General features: G+C 67.0%; 15 protein-coding genes. 4 read left to right on the forward strand and 11 right to left on the reverse strand.

Annotated features, from left to right (window positions below):
- Positions 1–6: 6 nt before the first annotated feature.
- The 4 genes from ssb to VGN82_RS13685 all read right to left on the reverse strand — a co-directional run bounded on the left by ssb (position 7) and on the right by VGN82_RS13685 (position 3,446).
- Positions 7–537, reverse strand: a complete 531-nt coding sequence (gene ssb / locus VGN82_RS13670) for a single-stranded DNA-binding protein (RefSeq protein WP_327527568.1) — start codon at positions 535–537, stop codon at positions 7–9.
- 171 nt (positions 538–708) lie between these two features.
- Positions 709–1,281: a DinB family protein gene (locus VGN82_RS13675; protein ID WP_327527569.1), complete on the reverse strand. Its 573-nt coding sequence runs from the start codon at positions 1,279–1,281 to the stop codon at positions 709–711.
- Positions 1,282–1,318: 37 nt separating this feature from the next.
- Positions 1,319–2,110, reverse strand: a complete 792-nt coding sequence (locus VGN82_RS13680) for a DUF2189 domain-containing protein (protein WP_414644286.1) — start codon at positions 2,108–2,110, stop codon at positions 1,319–1,321.
- 118 nt (positions 2,111–2,228) lie between these two features.
- Entirely contained in the window at positions 2,229–3,446 is a 1,218-nt protein-coding gene (locus VGN82_RS13685) for an MFS transporter (RefSeq protein ID WP_327527570.1), read from the reverse strand.
- A gap of 219 nt (positions 3,447–3,665) precedes the next feature.
- Between VGN82_RS13685 and VGN82_RS13690 the strand changes: the two genes are divergently transcribed.
- Both VGN82_RS13690 and VGN82_RS13695 read left to right on the forward strand, forming a co-directional pair.
- Positions 3,666–4,847, forward strand: a complete 1,182-nt coding sequence (locus VGN82_RS13690; RefSeq protein WP_327527571.1) for a pyridoxal-phosphate-dependent aminotransferase family protein — start codon at positions 3,666–3,668, stop codon at positions 4,845–4,847.
- A gap of 314 nt (positions 4,848–5,161) precedes the next feature.
- Positions 5,162–6,610 (forward strand): aldehyde dehydrogenase family protein, encoded by a 1,449-nt coding sequence (locus VGN82_RS13695; RefSeq protein WP_327527572.1) that lies wholly within the window; start codon positions 5,162–5,164, stop codon positions 6,608–6,610.
- Between the two features lie 107 nt (positions 6,611–6,717).
- Here VGN82_RS13695 and VGN82_RS13700 read toward each other — a convergent pair whose 3' ends face one another.
- A complete protein-coding gene (locus VGN82_RS13700) occupies positions 6,718–7,563 on the reverse strand; it encodes an ABC transporter permease (RefSeq protein WP_327527573.1) in 846 nt (281 codons plus the stop codon).
- On the reverse strand, positions 7,560–8,558 hold the full coding sequence (locus tag VGN82_RS13705) for an ABC transporter substrate-binding protein (protein ID WP_327527574.1): 999 nt from the start codon (positions 8,556–8,558) through the stop codon (positions 7,560–7,562). Before VGN82_RS13705 ends, VGN82_RS13700 begins: the two co-directional genes overlap by 4 nt.
- A 330-nt stretch (positions 8,559–8,888) precedes the next feature.
- Between VGN82_RS13705 and uvrA the strand changes: the two genes are divergently transcribed.
- Complete coding sequence (uvrA, locus tag VGN82_RS13710; RefSeq protein ID WP_327527575.1) at positions 8,889–11,873, forward strand: excinuclease ABC subunit UvrA; 2,985 nt, start codon at positions 8,889–8,891, stop codon at positions 11,871–11,873.
- A 209-nt stretch (positions 11,874–12,082) separates the two neighbouring features.
- Here uvrA and VGN82_RS13715 read toward each other — a convergent pair whose 3' ends face one another.
- Positions 12,083–12,376 (reverse strand): GIY-YIG nuclease family protein, encoded by a 294-nt coding sequence (locus VGN82_RS13715; protein WP_327527576.1) that lies wholly within the window; start codon positions 12,374–12,376, stop codon positions 12,083–12,085.
- 710 nt (positions 12,377–13,086) lie between these two features.
- Here VGN82_RS13715 and VGN82_RS13720 point away from each other — a divergent pair.
- On the forward strand, positions 13,087–13,425 hold the full coding sequence (locus tag VGN82_RS13720; protein WP_327527577.1) for a hypothetical protein: 339 nt from the start codon (positions 13,087–13,089) through the stop codon (positions 13,423–13,425).
- A gap of 99 nt (positions 13,426–13,524) precedes the next feature.
- Here the strand turns inward: VGN82_RS13720 and VGN82_RS13725 are convergent, their stop codons facing one another.
- The 4 genes from VGN82_RS13725 to gmk all read right to left on the reverse strand — a co-directional run bounded on the left by VGN82_RS13725 (position 13,525) and on the right by gmk (position 17,050).
- The gene (locus tag VGN82_RS13725; RefSeq protein ID WP_327527578.1) at positions 13,525–13,839 is read right to left on the reverse strand and encodes a c-type cytochrome; all 315 of its coding nucleotides are present in this window, start codon (positions 13,837–13,839) and stop codon (positions 13,525–13,527) included.
- Positions 13,840–13,925: 86 nt separating this feature from the next.
- Positions 13,926–15,191, reverse strand: a complete 1,266-nt coding sequence (locus VGN82_RS13730; RefSeq protein WP_327527579.1) for a PQQ-dependent sugar dehydrogenase — start codon at positions 15,189–15,191, stop codon at positions 13,926–13,928.
- 183 nt (positions 15,192–15,374) lie between these two features.
- Complete coding sequence (locus VGN82_RS13735; RefSeq protein WP_327527580.1) at positions 15,375–16,400, reverse strand: DmpA family aminopeptidase; 1,026 nt, start codon at positions 16,398–16,400, stop codon at positions 15,375–15,377.
- The gene (gene gmk / locus VGN82_RS13740) at positions 16,397–17,050 is read right to left on the reverse strand and encodes a guanylate kinase (protein ID WP_327527581.1); all 654 of its coding nucleotides are present in this window, start codon (positions 17,048–17,050) and stop codon (positions 16,397–16,399) included. Before gmk ends, VGN82_RS13735 begins: the two co-directional genes overlap by 4 nt.
- Between the last annotated feature and the right edge of the window lies 1 nt (position 17,051).

Consider the following 17,051-nt stretch of genomic DNA (forward strand, 5'->3'; position numbering starts at 1 on the left):
CCGAACCTAGAACGGGATGTCGTCGTCGAGATGGCTCGAGGACGAGCGCCCGCCGCCGCCCGACATCGCCGGCTGGCGCGAGCCGCCGCCACCGCCCATCGGGCTGGAGCGGCCGAAGGAGCCGCCGCTGGAGCGGTCCTCGAACGCGCCGCCGCCCTCGCCATACTCGTCCGAACCGCCCTGCCCGCGGCTGTCGAGGATGGTCAGTTCGCCGCGGAAGCGCTGAAGCACGATTTCGGTCGTGTACTTCTCGACGCCCGACTGGTCCTGCCATTTGCGGGTCTGGAGCTGACCCTCGATGTAAACCTTCGAGCCCTTCTTCAGAAACTGCTCGGCAACCTTGGCGAGGTTCTCGTTGAAGATCACCACCGAGTGCCACTCGGTGCGCTCCTTTTTCTCGCCCGACTGCTTGTCGCGCCAGGTTTCGGAGGTGGCGATGCGCAGATTGACGACCGGCTCGCCCGAGCCGAGGCGCCGGACCTCGGGATCGCGCCCGAGATTGCCGACCAGAATGACCTTGTTGACGCTACCAGCCATGAGAGGCTCCATTTCCTGCGCACATCGAAACCGGCCTTCGACCGGAGCCGGACCCTACCGGCCTATTGGCACACTATCAATGATGTTCTTGTTTTGTTCAAGGCCGTTCTCAGGCGTTGTCCCCCGAAATCGACGCGACCAACCAGAGGCTCCGCCCGTGCGGTGGCGGGCTCAGGGCCGGTTTTCATCCTTGCCCCAGATCATGGCTTCCGTCAGGCCGAGCGCCGCGAATTCGTCTGCCCGCAGATCGGCCTCGCCGACCGAAAAGAACTCGTCGAGCTGCGGTGGCTTCACTGCGGTGCCACTGAGCATGGCATGCGCCTGGCCGCGATGATGGACCTGGTGCTGGAACAGATGCAGCAGCAAACGGTCCAGCCGCTCGCGCTGGATATGCGAGCGACGATGCACCTCCACGATATGCGAGAGGCCGGTCCGGCCAGCCGCCTCGATCACCGCGATCAGGCGCCGGTCCATCGCCTCCTGCGCGGCCTGCAGCGCCGGCAGCGTCGCGCAGGGCTCTTGGTCCGCCCAAGCGGCCGGCCCGAGCGTGCCGCCCTCCATGGCGTCAACATAAAAGTGGTCGATGATCAGGATGTGGTTGAGCGTCGCGCGCAGGCTCGGGAAGAAGCCCGTGCGCGGCGCGACGAAATCGGCCTGCGACAGCCCAGCGCAGGCGCTCAGCAGCCGGTGGTTGGCCCAGAGGTTGTTGAAGGCCATTGCCCGATAGGGCCGCAAATCATCCATCCTGATCGCCCCTCGGCTGCGCTTGAAGTCTCGTCCCTCACGGCGCCGGAGCGACGATGCTCCGATAGAGATGCCATGTGGCATGACCCAGAATTGGCATGATGACGACGAGCCCCAGGAAGGCCGGCAGCATCGCGATCACCGCCAGTGCCACGACGATGGCGGCGAAGCCCAGCATCGGCACCGGGTTCGTGACCACCGCGCGCACGCTGGTGATCATCGCGGTGACGAAGTCGACCTCCCTGTCGAGCAACAGCGGGAAGGAGACCACCGTCAGCGAAAACAACGCGGTCGCCAGCACGGCACCGACGACATTGCCGATGGCCAGGAACATCAACCCCTCCGGCGTGGTCATGAGGATGTTGAGGAAGCCGCTGAAGCTGGCGAAGGACTGGAAGCCGAGGAAAAGGGCCAGCAGCAGCCGGACCTGATAGAGCCACATGATCGTTACGAAGAGGGTGACGAAGGCCATCCAGCCGAGCTCGCGCTTGTGCTGCTCCAGGACGACACCAAGCACGCCGCCCCAGCTCAGCGGAATCGCCAGTTCGCGCCGGCGGGAGACCTCGTAGAGGCCTACCGCCGCGAAGGGCCCGATCAGCGCGAAGCCCGCCGCGAGCGGATAGGCGAGATAGGGCATGCTGAAACGGGTCAGGCAGAGGAGGATGGTCAGCCCTCCGAGCGCATAGATGCCGCCGAAGAACAGGCCGAAGAGCGGCGCGGCCTGGAAGTCACGCAGCCCCGCGGCGAAGGCCTCGGCCACGTCGCGCACCGCGATGCGGCGGACCACCGGGTCCGGCCGCGGCACATCGGCCATCTCGGTCTGGGTCATGGCACGTCTCCCCCTTATGCGCCGACGGCGCGAGGCGCGCCGGAGCTTTTGGCGAGCATGCTAATGCATCGGCCCGAAAAGCGGGATGCGGTTTTCGGGAGCCACCGCGGGCCGCGGATCAGTGGCGCTCGGGCACGGAGAGTTTTGGCAGGAACCAGGCGAGCAGGCCGATCGCCGGCAGGAAGGCGCAGATCCGGTAGACCGCCTCGATGCCGATCCGGTCAGCGAGTTCGCCCAACATTGCCGCCGCGATGCCGCCGAGCCCGAAGGAGAGCCCGTAGAACAACCCGCCGACCAGCCCGATGCGGCCGGGCATCAGCTCGAGCGCGTAGACTAGGATCGCGGCGAAGGCGCTCGACATGATCAGGTTGATGACGATCGTCAGCGCGCCGGTCCAGAACAGGTCGGCGAAGGGCAGCACCAGGGTGAAGGGCAGCGCGCCGAGGATCGAGAACCAGATGATCTTGTTGCGACCGATCCGGTCACCGAGCATGCCGCCGAACAGCGCGCCGGCCGCCGACGAGACTAGAAACAGGAACAGCATGATCTGGGAGGACTGCACCGAGATGCCGAACTTGCCCATCAGGTAGAAGGTGTAGAACGAGCTGAAGCTCTGCGAATAGGCGTTCTTGGAGAACAGCAGGATCACCAGGATCGTCACGGCGAAGGCGACGGCGCCGGTCGTGCGCGCGGGTCCGGCTGCGCCCGCGATGCTCTTCTTCACCGCAGGCTGCGCGGCGTGCTGCCTCTGCAGCTCGGCAAAGCGGCCGGCCGTCCACATCATCACCATCATCGCGACCAGCGCCGCGGCCGAGAACCAAGCCAGGCTCGCCTGCCCGCGCGGCACGATGATGAAGGCCGCGAGCAGCGGGCCGAGCGCCCCGCCCGTCTGGCCGCCGACCTGGAAGATGCCCTGCGCCAGACCGTGGCGGCCCCCCGAGGCGCTGCGCGCCATGCGCGTCGCCTCGGGATGGAAGATCGAGGAGCCGAGGCCGACGCAGCCGGCCGACAGCACGAGCAGCGGGTAGCTGCCGGCATAGGCGAGCCCGATCAGCCCCGCCAGGGTGAAACCCATGCCCGCCACCATCGAATAGGGCATCGGGTTCTTGTCGGTATAGGCGCCGACCAGCGGCTGGAACAGCGAGGCGGTGATCTGGAAGGTCAGAGTGATCAGGCCGATCTGGCCGAAATCCAGCCCGTAGGCCACCTTGATGATCGGATAGATCGCCGGGATCAGCGACTGCATCATGTCGTTGAGCAGATGCGTGGCGCTGAGCGCGATCAGCACCGGCATCGCGGCGCTGCGGGATGGGCTGGCGGCTGTGCTGATCGTCATGTCCGGCGCTTCGCTGGCTCAGTTGTTGTGCCGGCCGAGGGAGTGGACCGATCCGGGCCGCGGCGCCAGCCGAAATCATGCAGGGATGTCATGCATCGGCGAAAGGATTGTCATGGCCGGATGGCCTCTGAAGCCTTGCCTGCCGGCCCGCTCAGTGGCTAAGCCCTCGGGTCAGCTCCGCCGTGCATGATCCGGCGGTCCCACGAGGATTCCTGTTCCATGAGCTTCGCCAACGGCCGGCCGATCCTTGCCATGCCAGGGCCGACCAATATCCCCGACCGTGTCCTCCAGGCGATGATGCGCCCGGCCGAGGAGCTCAGCTCGCAGTCGATCGTCAGCCTGACCGAGTCGATCCTGACCGACCTGAAGCGCATCTTTCGTACGGACGGAGAGACGTTCGTCTACGCCGCCAACGGCCATGGCGGCTGGGAGGCGGCACTGAGCAACGTGCTGTCGCGCGGCGACAAGGTGCTCGTGCTGGCGAGCGGGCGCTTTGCCATCGGCTGGGGCGAGATGGCCCGCTTCATGGGTGCCGACACCGAGGTGCTGGCCGGGAGCTGGCGCGCCGCGGTCGATCCGGCCGCTGTCGAGGCGCGGCTGCGTGCCGACACGACCCATTCGATCAAGGCCGTGATGGTGGTGCAGGTCGACACCGCGTCGGGCGTCGTCAACGACATCCCCGCGATCCGCCGGGCGATCGACGCCGCCGGCCACCCTGCCCTGTTCATGGTCGACGGTGTCGCCTCGGTCGGCTGCATGCCGTTCGAGATGGATGCCTGGCGCATCGACGTCGCCATGTCGGCCTCGCAGAAGGGGCTGATGTCGTCGCCGGGCCTGGCCGTCGTCGCGGCCAATCCGAGGGCGCTGGCCGCCCATACCCACGCCAACATGCGCACCGGCTACTGGGACTGGACCGGCCGGATGAATACGCTGGCCTATATGAAGCATTGCGGCACGGCGCCGGAGCATTTGCTCTTCGGCCTGCGCGCCGCCTTCGACATGATCTTCGAGGAAGGCCTCGAGGCGGTCTGGCAGCGCCATGCCGGACTCGCCCGCGCGACCCACGCCGCCGTCGAGACCTGGGCGACCGGGCAGGCCCTGCAATTCAGCGTCCCGGAGCCGGAGCAGCGCTCGCCATCGGTCACGACGATCCTGGTCGAGGGCCACGATACGGCGACGATCACCGATTTCGCCCGCGACGTCTGCGGCGTCTCGCTCGGCCTCGGCATCGGCGACTACACCGGCAAGGCCTTCCGCATCGCCCATATGGGCCATTTCAGCGCGGCGACCCTCCTGGCGACGCTGAGCTCGGTCGAGATGGCCTTGCAGGCCAAGGGCATCCCGCATGGCGCGGGCGGCGTCGCGGCGGCGATCTCCTGCCTGAGCGAGGCAGCCGCCTGAGCGTCGACTTCTGGCGACCGCCATCTCCGGAACCGCGCCGTAACGCTCGTGCCGCGGCCAATGCACGCCCGCGTCCGCTTTCCGAGCCGCCGTGGACATTCGGGGCACGATCCGGCCTCGCACTAGAGGCCGATATTAGCTCGTTGCTCGGAAGCGGCGTATGATCGAACTTGAGTTGGTTTTCTCGCGTCTCAATGAACAGATTGGAGACGGGGCCGATGACCACAGTTCATCGCGAATGGTTGTCTTTGAACGGCGATCAGTGCCAGTCGGGAGCCACTGACACAGTTCCATCGGGCTATCTCAGGCGCAAGATGCTGATCGGCGGCGAGTGGCTCGACGCCGCTTCTGGGCAAACGATCGTGGTCGAGAACCCGGGCCGAAAGCAGCCACTCGGGGAGGTGCCGCGTGGCGGGTCCGTCGACGTTGATCTTGCGGTCGCCGCGGCTGGTGCCGCGGGTGCGTGGGGGCGGATTCCGCCCCGGGAACGCGGGCGGGCGTGCCTGGCGATAGCCGAGGCACTCGAAGCCCGCCAAGAGGAGCTGGCGCGGCTCATCGCCAGCGAGACCGGCAATGCGATCCGGACGCAGGCACGAGGTGAGGCCAAATGGGTCGCCGATGTCTTCCGCTATTTTGGCGGCCTCGCCGGCGAGTTGAAGGGTATCACTGTACCGCTCGGCGAAGCCATGCTGAGCTACACGCGGCGGGAGCCGATTGGCATCGTCGGCGCAATCGTGCCGTGGAACGCCCCGGCGCAGCTTGCGTCGCTCAAGATCGCGCCCGCCGTTTGCGCCGGCAATACGCTCGTTCTCAAGGCCGCCGAAGATGCCCCGCTGGCGGTGCTCATGATCGCGGAGATCTGTCAGGCGCACCTGCCGCCGGGCGTGATCAACGTTCTCACAGGCTACGGCGCCGAATGCGGCGCGCAACTCGCTGCCCATCCGCAGATCCGAAAGCTGAGCTTCACCGGCTCGACGGCCGTGGGCAAGGCGATCATGCGGGCGGCAGCCGACCGGGTGGTCCCCGTCTCGCTTGAGCTCGGCGGGAAGAGCCCTTCCATCGTCTTTCCCGATGCGGACGAGGACTGGGTCGTAGAGGGCATCATCGCCGCGATGCGTTTTACGCGCCAAAGCCAGTCGTGCACTGCTGGATCACGGCTATTCCTGCATGCCGACATTTTCGAGCCATTCCTCGACAAGCTCGTCACCAAGCTGAAGCTTCTCAAGATCGGCGATCCGCTCGACGACGCCACCGATGTCGGCTCGATCATCAACGAGCGACAATTCACAAAGGTCTGCGGTTACATCGAGGAGGGCCTCCGCCGCTCCGACGCCCGCCTCATGACCGGCGGCTTGCCCCCGCCCGAAGGCCCGCTCGCCGCAGGCTATTTCGCGATCCCGACGATCTTCGCCGGGGCGTCGAACGACTGGCGCCTCGCGCGCGAGGAGATCTTCGGCCCGGTCCTCGTCGCGATCCCCTGGCGCGACGAAGCGGAGGCCATCCGCATGGCGAACGCGACCCACTACGGCTTGGCCGCATACGTCTGGTCGCGCGACATCGGCCAAGCGCTGCGCACTGCACATGCGGTTGAGGCGGGGTGGGTCCAGGTGAACCAGGGCGGAGGGCAGTTGCTCGGCCAGCCCTATGGCGGTGTCAAGGAAAGCGGGATCGGGCGCGAGATGTCGCTCGAAGGCATGCTCGACAGCTTTACCGAGACGAAGACGGTCAACGTCAACATGGCGCTGCCGCCGCCACTTCATTAAGGCGGTTCTGGCCCGCGATCGCCATCAATATCCACTCCCCACCCCGAACAAGGCCGGGCAATGCCTGCTTCTACTCGGCGTGACGCACATGGGCGATGCAGCCCTCGTCACCCCCTCGTCAGCGCCCTCCGCGCCACCCGGTCCAGCAAAATCGCCAGCAGCACGATCGCCAGGCCCCCGACGAAACCGAGGCCGGGATCGGCGCGCTGCAGGCCGAGCAGCACGATTTCGCCGAGCCCCTTTGCGCCGATCATCGATGCGACCACGACCATCGCGAGCGCCATCATGATCGCCTGATTCAGCCCCTGCAGGATGGCCGGCCGCGCCAGCGGCAGCTCGACCAGCCATAGCGCCTGCCAGCGGCCGAGCCCGAGCGCGCGCGAAGCCTGCACCAGCCCGGCATCGACGCCGCGCAGGCCGAGCTCACTAAGCCGCGCGAAGGGCGGCAGCGCATAGATCAGGGTCGCGACCAGCGCCGGCGCCCGCCCCAGCCCCAGAACCATCGCGACCGGGATCAGGTAGACGAAGCTCGGGATCGTCTGCATCAGGTCATAGACCGGCGCCAAGGCGCGCGAGAGCCAGGGCAAGCGCGCTGCCGCGACGCCGAGCGGCAGGCCGAGCACCGCGACCAGGACCACCGCGACGATGATCAGCGCCAGCGACTGCATCGCCTCGTTCCAGACGCCGAGCAATGCGAGCGCGACCGGCAGTGCCGTCATGGCGATAGTGAAGCCGATCTCCCGCCGCGGCAGCCAGGCGACGGCCGCGACGAGCGCAAGCGCAAGCCAGAGCGGCAGCTGCAGCAGCGCCGTCTCGACGAGGCGCACCGGCGCCGTCAGCGCGCCGCCGAGCCCGTCGAGCTGGTCGCCATAGCCGGTGACGATCGCATCGACCGCCCGGTTGATGAAGGCCTGGAGCGCCTTGCCGAGATCGGGCAGACCGCCTGCGCTCACAGGCCGGCCGTGACCTTGGCGGCGATCTCGGCTGGCAGCCAGTCGCGCCAGGCCGCCGGCTGGCTCTTCAGGAAGACCAGCGCCTGCTGTTCGGGCGTCAGGCCCTTCTCGCGCGCGTCGGCCAGCATCCGTGATGTCAGCTCGCTGGTCGTGCCGTACTTCTTGAAGAAGCCGGCGAGCTGCGGCGCCTGCTTCTCGAGATCGACATTGGCGCCGATGACCACGCGGCTGGTCGGATAGGCGGTGGCGCGCTTGGGCGCGTCGCTCGCCTTCAATTCGGCCCAGATCGCAGGATCGAATGCCGGCTCCTCGAGCTTGACGAGGTCATAGGCGCCGAGAAGCCAGCTCGGCCCCCAATAATAGAACAAGACCGGCCGCTTGCGCTTGAGCGAGGACTCGATCGCGGCGACCAGTGCCTCGCCCGAGCCGCCGCGGGTATTGGTGAAATCCGCCGCCAGCCCATAGGCGGCGAGCTTCTTGGTGTTGACGCCCTCGCAGACCCAGCCGGCGACGCAATTGTAGAAGCGCCCCTTGGCCGGCTCCTCCGGATCGGCGAACAGCGCCTTGTAGCGGCCGAGATCGCTGACCGCCTTCAGATCCGGCGCCTTGGCCTCTGGCCCAGCGACGAGATAACGCGGCACGAACCAGCCCTCATTGGCATCGGGGAAGGTGGTGCCGAGCGGCGTCACCCTGCCCGCCTCCGACGCCTTGACCCAGGCCTCGACCGGATTGGCCAGCCAGATTTCCATGACGATGTCGACATCGCCCCGCGCCAGCCCGTTGACCAGCGGCGCGATCGCGCCCGGGACCCGCTCCACCTTGCAGCCGAAGCCGCGCTCGGCGATCGCGCTGGCCACCGCCGTGTGAAAGGCGGCTGAATCATAGTCGAGCCCCGCCATCTTCAGCGGCCGGGACAATTCGCACGCCATGGCCGGCGCGCCGAGGCCGAGACCGAGCGCCAGCGCGCCCGCTTGAACGATAGCCTTCATGCTCATGGCTCTCTCCCGTTCTGGCGCGGGCCCGTCTCGTTCGGGTGAGGTTTCGGGGCAGGTCCGGGCGTTGCAAGTCCCTTGTTGGATGCCGCTTCCGCTTGAACGCGGCGCGACGACGCTTGATCCATGTCGGCGGTGCCTCGCCGGAGCGCAGCTTCGCATCTCGGCGCCCGCTGCGCCATCGCCGCTCCTGCCACTCCCTGTCAGCACGAGCCAAACCAGGGCCTCTTGATCGCGACGCTGCGTGGTAGTCATGGCTGCCGCGAAAGGCCTGGGCTGGTATGGTCCGGCTTTTGCCCTATCTGTACCGCTTCACCACAACCGGACGGCCCCATGGCTCGCAAATCCTCCACCGGCGGCAGCAAGACCTCGCTCGCCGATCAGGCCGCCTCCCTGGAGGCGATGTTCGACCAGGCCCAGAAGGCGGAATCGCGCGTCATTTCCGTGCGCGGCGCGCGCGAGCACAATCTCAAGAATGTCGACCTCGCCATTCCGCGCGACAAGCTCGTCGTCTTCACGGGGCTGTCCGGCTCGGGCAAGTCGTCGCTCGCCTTTGACACGATCTATGCCGAGGGCCAGCGCCGCTATGTCGAGAGCCTCTCGGCCTATGCCCGCCAGTTCCTCGAGATGATGCAGAAGCCCGATGTCGACCAGATCGACGGGCTCTCGCCGGCGATCTCGATCGAGCAGAAGACGACCTCGAAGAACCCGCGCTCGACGGTCGGCACCGTCACCGAGATCCACGACTATATGCGCCTGCTCTGGGCGCGCGCCGGCATCCCCTATTCGCCCGCGACCGGCCTGCCGATCGAGAGCCAGACCGTACAGCAGATGGTCGACCGCCTCACCGAGCTGCCGGAGAAGACTCGCGGCTACCTGCTCGCGCCGGTCGTGCGCGGCCGCAAGGGCGAGTTCAAGAAGGAGATGGCCGACTGGCTGAAGCGCGGCTTCCAGCGGGTCAAGGTCAATGGTGAGTTCGTCGAGATTCCGGACGCGCCGGCGCTCGACAAGAAGTTCAAGCATGACATCGACGTCGTCGTCGATCGCATTGTGATCAGGCCTGATTTGGGCGCCCGGCTCTCCGACTCGCTGGAGCAGGCGCTGGAGCTGACCGACGGCATCGCCGTCTTCGAATATGCCGACGAGAAGGAGGAGAACGGCGAGGCTCGCCGCATCACCTTCTCGTCCAAGTTCGCCTGCCCGGTCTCCGGCTTCACCATCCCCGAGATCGAGCCGCGACTGTTCTCGTTCAACAACCCGTTCGGCGCCTGCCCGGCCTGCGACGGCCTCGGCCACGAGATGCGGATCGACCCGGACATGATTGTGCCGGATCATTCGCTGACGCTGAAGAAGGGCGCGATCGCGCCCTGGGCCAAGTCGACCTCGCCCTATTACGGCCAGACGCTGGAATCGCTCGCCAAGCATTTCGGCTTCTCGATGACCAAGCCCTGGTCCGAGCTGCCGGAGATGGCGCGCAAGGCGATTCTGTTCGGCACCGGCACGGAAGCCGTGCGCATGGCCTATAATGACGGCCTGCGCGCCTATGAGGTGAAGAAGCCCTTCGAGGGCGTCATCACCAACATGGAACGCCGCTGGAAGGAGACGGAGTCGGACTGGGCACGCGAGGAGATCGGCCGCTTCATGTCCGAGACGCCCTGCGCCGCCTGTAACGGCTATCGCCTCAAGCCCGAGGCGCTGGCGGTCAAGATCGACATGCGCCATATCGGCGAGATCTCGAGGCTGTCGGTCAAGGACGCGCTGGAATGGGTCTCGGCGCTGCCCGCGAAGCTCTCGAAGAAGCAGAACGAGATCGCCCCGCGCATCCTCAAGGAGATCCGCGACCGGCTGACCTTCCTGCTCGATGTCGGCCTCGAATACCTGACGCTGGCCCGCTCCTCCGGCACGCTCTCGGGCGGCGAAAGCCAGCGCATCCGCCTGGCCTCGCAGATCGGCTCGGGCCTCACCGGCGTGCTCTATGTGCTGGACGAGCCCTCGATCGGGCTGCACCAGCGCGACAACGAGCGCCTGCTCGGAACCCTTCGCAGGCTCCGCGACCTCGGCAACACCGTGATCGTGGTCGAGCACGACGAGGACGCGATCCTCACCGCCGATTACGTCGTCGATGTCGGCCCCGGCGCCGGCATCCATGGCGGGGAGATCGTCGCCCAGGGCACGCCGCAGCAGATCCTCGACGATCCGAACTCGCTGACCGGCAAATACCTCACCGGCGAGATGTCGGTGGCGGTGCCTTCGAAGCGCCGCAAGGCGACCAAGGGGCGTGCCCTCAAGATCGTCGGCGCCCGCGGCAACAACCTGAAATCCGTCGATGTCGAGATTCCGCTCGGGCTCTTCACCTGCATCACCGGCGTCTCCGGCGGCGGCAAGTCGACGCTGATCATCGACACGCTCTACAAGGCGGTGGCGCGCAAGCTCAACGGCTCGATCGAGCACCCGGCCCCACATGACCGCGTCGAGGGCATGGAGCTGCTCGACAAGGTGATCGACATCGACCAGTCGCCGATCGGCCGCACGCCGCGCTCCAACCCCGCGACCTATACGGGTGCCTTCACGCCGATCCGCGAATGGTTCGCCGGCCTGCCCGAGGCGAAGGCGCGCGGCTATCAGGCCGGCCGCTTCTCGTTCAACGTCAAGGGCGGCCGCTGCGAGGCCTGCCAGGGCGACGGCCTCCTCAAGATCGAGATGCACTTCCTGCCGGATGTCTACGTCACCTGCGACGTCTGCAAGGGCAAGCGCTACGACCGCGAGACGCTGGAGGTGAAATACCGCGACAAGTCGATCGCCGACGTGCTCGACATGTCGGTCGAGGAGGCCAAGATCCTGTTCAAGGCCGTGCCCTCGATCCGAGACAAGATGGAGACACTGCACCGCGTCGGGCTCGACTACGTCAAGGTCGGCCAGCAGGCGACGACGCTGTCAGGCGGCGAGGCCCAGCGCGTCAAGCTCTCCAAGGAGCTCTCCAAGCGCGCCACCGGCCGCACGCTCTACATCCTCGACGAGCCGACGACCGGCCTGCATTTCCACGACGTCGCCAAGCTCATGGAGGTGCTGCACGAGCTGGTCGACCAGGGCAATTCGGTGGTGGTGATCGAGCACAATCTCGAGGTGGTGAAGACCGCCGACTGGGTGATCGACATGGGTCCCGAAGGCGGCGATGGCGGCGGCCAGGTCGTGGCGCAGGGCACGCCGGAGGACATCGTGCGGATCGGCAAAGGCCATACCGCAAGGTTCCTCAAGGAGGTGCTGGACCGCCGGCCGATCAAGAAGGGCAAGGCGGTGCAGCGGGAGGCAGCGGAGTGAGATGGAGAACGCGTCGCAGACTGCCGCTATCGCGTGGTTGTTCGCGTCATGGTCGGGCTTGTCCAGACCATCCACGTCTTGCGGGGCTGATGGCGGGCGATGACTCACGCTGAAGGGCGCGCCTGTCGTCCCCGTTCGAAGACGTAAGGTCGCCACAAGGGCGACCCTGACGGCAGAGTCTGTGCCTGACGGTAGGAGCCTTGTGCGTATCAGGCCAGTTCCTCGTAGAGGTCGTTCCAGTCGGGATTGCGCCCCATGATCGTGCGGGTCTTGTAGGCGCGATACCAGCGCTTCATGGAGGTCTCGCGCTGGATCGCGGCCTCGATCTCGTCGTGCCATTCATACCAGACGAGGCGCTTCAGCCCGTATTGCCGGGTGAAGCCCGCGACCAACCCCTCGCGGTGCTCATGGACGCGGCGGCCGAGGTCGCTCGTCACGCCGATATAGAGCGTGCCGTCGGGCCGGTTCGTCATGATGTAGACCCAGCCGCCCTTTTGGTTCATGGCGGCAGCATGCGGCCGAGCCGAGGAGCCGGCAAGGGCTCCACCGTCATGGTCGGGCTTGTCCCGGCCATCCACGTCTTGCGGCGCTGATGGTGGGCGACGGCTCACGATGAAGGGCGGCGCCAGCCGCCCCCGCGCGAAGACGTGGATGGTCGCCACAAGGGCAACCACCACGGAAGAGATTCAGGCAGCAAACTTATCCCCGCCCCTCCTCGTCCGCCCTATCCTGCCCTCGCCCATCACCCAAACGGGGCGGCCATCCGGAGGTGTGCCAGTGGCTGGGTGAGGGTCGGCGCCTGCGGTTGGCCTCACAAGCCAGGCTCGGGAGGCTTCGGGGCACCGCCCTGGGGACACTACGATCCCTGTGTGAGGAGCTCGCTGGAAGGCTCGGTGGCGACAGATCGGCGATGCGAGGACGCGACGACCCGTTGAGGGGAACTGGCGTCCGAGCCCGCAGGTCCTGAACCGCCCAGCCGTATAAGCGCGGCCCGGAGTCCGAAATCGCCGAAGGCGGAGCGCCACGAGGCGTGCGACGGGTGGCTCAATCCCGCCGCGCCGCCTCCGGGCTCAACGGAAGCGGATCACTCTCGCGCCTCGCGGCGCTCCGCCAGCCCCGTCCTGTCACCCCGCCGCGCACCAGCGCGGGCGGATGTCCCTGCGCGCCCTGCCGAGCAAGCGGGTTTACGCGTGCCTGCCGACCGGATCCCGCCATGCCCAGCCCTGCCCCCAAGCGCCGCAGTCCCTACGCCGATATTCCACCCATCACCGATTTCGAGAGCTGCCAGAGATTGCGGCCGGTGCTGCTGCATCGCTTCGGCGATGTCGTCGGCGTCTGGCGCCATTGCGAGAACAAGACCTGCCGGCGCCGCAAGAGCTGTCGCCGCAGCGATTGGGAATGCCTCACCGCCTTCATGCACGCGGTGCCGGACAAGGAGCGCCGGCTCTTCCTCTATGCGGTGCAGCATCGCCGCGACGGGCTGAGCTGCGACGAAGCGATCGCGCGCGCGGAAGCGCGCGTCGCCGACGAGATCGCCCGTTTCGGCGAGTGAGCGCCGCCGCTTCGACGGCGCCTGATCCGCTGCGAACCGCCCGGTCATCCCGCGGCAAGCCCGGGATGAGGTGGCGGTTCCGGGATCAAGTCCCGGGCATTACGGGTTGGCCAGGATCCATTTCACCAGAGTCTCGGCATCCTGCGGCGAAACGGCGGGCTGCGGCGGCATCGGCGTCTGCCCCCAGACGCCGCCACCACCCTTCACGACCTTCTCGCTCAGGGTCTTGGCCGCGGCGTCGTCCTTGCCGTAGCGCTCGGCGATGGCCTTGAAGGCCGGGCCGATCATCTTGCGCTCGGCGTGGTGGCAGGCGACGCAGTTCTTGCTCCGGGCCAGTTCGGGGCTGGCGAAGGCCGGCGGCGACAGCAGCAGCGCGGCCAGAAGGGCTGTCGCGAAGGGGCGAGCGTCAGGCATGGGCTGGGTTCCCGTCATGCGCGATCGGGTTCGGGCGCCAAGGGGCTGCCGCGTCGCCAGGCCGGCGGCACGGCAGCCGATCGGGCTCAGTTGGGCTTGAGCTGGTAGACGTCGCCCTGATCGGTGGCGACATACATGCTGCCATCCGGCGCCTGCACGACGGAGCGGAAGCGCCCCGCCGGCATCGGCAGGGACACGGTGCTGCGCGTGGCGGAGGAGCCGTCGGGCGCGATGTCGAGAACGTCGAGGCGGTTGCCGACCGGCGTGCCGTGGATGCCGATGCCCATGAAGGTCACGACCATGCGGCCGTTCCAGTCCTTCCATTGCGGGCCGTTCAGGAAGACGCAGGACGACATGCCCTGCGACAGCGTCTCGTTGTTCCAGGCCGGCTTCATGGCGTCGGGGTAGGTCTTGGTGTCGGTCATCGGCATGAAGGCCGAACGCTCCTTCGGGTCCATCGCGCCCATCTGGTTCGGCGAGTAGCCGCAGTAATTGTCGGGGCAGTCGCTGCGGCCGGCGATGTTCGGGCGCGGATCCCAGCCGGCATTGCCGCCGGCCTTCAGCGCCGTCACTTCGTCGCTGTGCCAGGGGCCATTCTCGGCCGTGTAGGGCTGGTTGGTGCCGGGGCGGAAGCAGATGCCCTGCGGGTTGCGATGGCCGTAGGTGAAGATGCGGGGGTCGAAGCCCTGCGGCGGGTTGTTGCCGGGCGCGGCCTTGCCGTCCCGGTCGATGCGGAGCACTTTTCCGCCGATGCGGGTCGGGCTTTGCGGCACCTCGCCGTTATGGGTGTCGCCCGTCGTCACATAGAGGAAGCCGTCAGCCGGACCGAAGCGCAGGCGCCCGCCATTATGCGCCCCGGCATCGCCGAAGGGATGGTTGCTGGGCGCAGACTTGTAGGCGATGTCGGTGACGATATCCTGCCGGTTGGAGACCTTGGTCAGATCGGGATTGACCGTCAGTCGCAGCACCCGGTTGGTTCCCGGCGCGGTCATGTTCGACGCCGAGGACACGTAGATGAAGCGGTTGGTGGCGAAGTCGGGGTCGACCGCTACACCGTACATGCCGGCCTGACCACCGCAAAAGAGATCGGCTGCGGTGTCCGGGTAGTTCTTGGAATCCTTGATGCCGAGCAGGGCGTTGATCTTGCCGGAGGGTAGTCGAACCGAGAGTCCACCGCACTTCTCGGTGAAGAACATCGTGCCGTCAGGCAGGAAGGCCATGTCCCATGTCAGGTCACGCCCTGACATGACGGCAGTGCTGGTGAGTCCGGGGGTCTGGGCCAGGGCCGACCCGGACAGGATGCATGAAGTGAGCAAGGCATAGGGCAACACGAAGCGAATACGTCGAGTCATCGATGTCTCCTCCGAGTTAGTAGGCCTCTCCCCCCTGAGTATGGTCCGCGTTGGGCCGGACTTGTGCCGAAAGCCGCGTTCGGCAGAACGATTGTTATGCCACAGCCCAAACTGGCGCAATATCGTTTCCCCGCCACCAGGGTGCGAGACGAATATTTGCGAGAGACGGGCGCGTGCCGGTGTTCAGAGATGGTCCGCCAGAGAGGGCCTGTGATGGCCATCCCGGCCGATCGTATCGGGGGCGGCCAGCATCGAATTCAGCACCGCCTCCTGCGTCGCCTCGGTGGCGGCGCGGAAGGCCAGATCGATGCGGTTCTCGTTCAGTAGGGCCAGCGGCACGATGCCGGCGCTCTCGTGATGGCTGATGCGGCCGGCAGTGGTGAAGGCGAGTGCGATGTCGCCGCTGCCATTGCCCCAGAAGGCGCCGAGCCGGGCGAGCCCGGCCCCGCAGCGCCTGGCGATGCGCGTGAGTTGGCGGCTTTCCAGCGGCAGGTCGGTCGCCAGGATGATGATGACCGAGCCGCGCTCGACCGCAGGAGCGGCCGCTGTTGCCGGCTGCGGCCTGCGCCCGTCGGGCAGGACGAGATCGCCGGCATTGCCGAAATTCGTCTGGACCAGCACGCCGACGCAGTAGTCGCGGCCATCGAGCTCGACCATTCGCGAGGCGGTCCCGATGCCGCCCTTGAAGCCGAAGCAGCTCATGCCGGTGCCGGCGCCGACGGCGCCTTCCTCGACCGGCCCGCCCGTCGCCGCATCGAGCGCGGCCTCGGCGTCCGTGACGCTCAGCCGTCGTGCCCGGATGTTGGAAAGGAAGCCGTCATTGCATTCGAGCACGAGGGAATTGACCGTACCCGTGCTCCGCCCGATCTCGGGATTCTCGGACAGGGCCCGCGCGACCAGCGCCTCGATGCCCGCCGCGACCGAAAAGGTGTTGCCGAGCAGGATTGGCGTCTCGATCTGGCCGAGTTCGGCGAGCTGCATCAGCCCGGCGCTCTTGCCGAAGCCGTTGATGACTTCGACGCCGGCCCGCAGCTTGTCGCGGAACAGGTTGCCGGCCTGCGGCAGCACCGCCGTGAAGCCGGTCAGGATGCCGGCCTCCCGCACGGTCCGGTGCCCGACGGCGACGCCCGCGACATCGGTGATCGCATTGAGCGGGCCTGATTTCAACGTCCCGCAGACCAGGCCGAAGTCACGCGCGCGTCCGGTCAAGGCAATTGCTCGTTCAGCAACTGCTCGACGAAATCGCCGAGGCCGACGGCCCGGCTGCGCTTGAGGCGCTCAGCGGCGAGGATCGAACGCACCGCTTCATAAGCCTTGTCGAGATCGTCATTGACGATGACGTAATCATAGACGGTCCAGCGCGCGATCTCCTCTCGGGCATTGGCCAGGCGCTTGGCGATCACCTCGGGCGCATCCTCGGCACGACGCACCAGCCGCGAACGCAGCTCGGCCATCGACGGCGGCAGGATGAAGATCGAGACGACGTCCTCGCGGGCCCGCTCCAGAATCTGCTGCGTGCCCTGCCAGTCGATATCGAAAAGAACGTCGCGCCCTGCCTTCAGCGAAGCCTCCACGGGCTTGCGCGGCGTGCCATAGCCATTGCCGTGCACCTCGGCCCATTCGAGCAGCTCGTCGCGGTCGCGCATCTGCTCGAAGGTCTCGCGGTCGATGAAGTGGTAATGGACCCCCTCGATCTCTGAGGGTCGCTTGGCGCGCGTCGTGACCGAGATCGACAGATCGAGATTGGTTTCGCTCGGTGATTTCGACAGCGTCCGCGTCAGCGTCGACTTCCCCGCTCCCGAGGGCGAGGACATGATCATGATCAGCCCACGACGGGCTGGGCGCAGGGCATCGACCATC

The organism is Allobosea sp., from assembly GCF_035999205.1.
Taxonomy (GTDB): Bacteria; Pseudomonadota; Alphaproteobacteria; order Rhizobiales; family Beijerinckiaceae; genus Allobosea.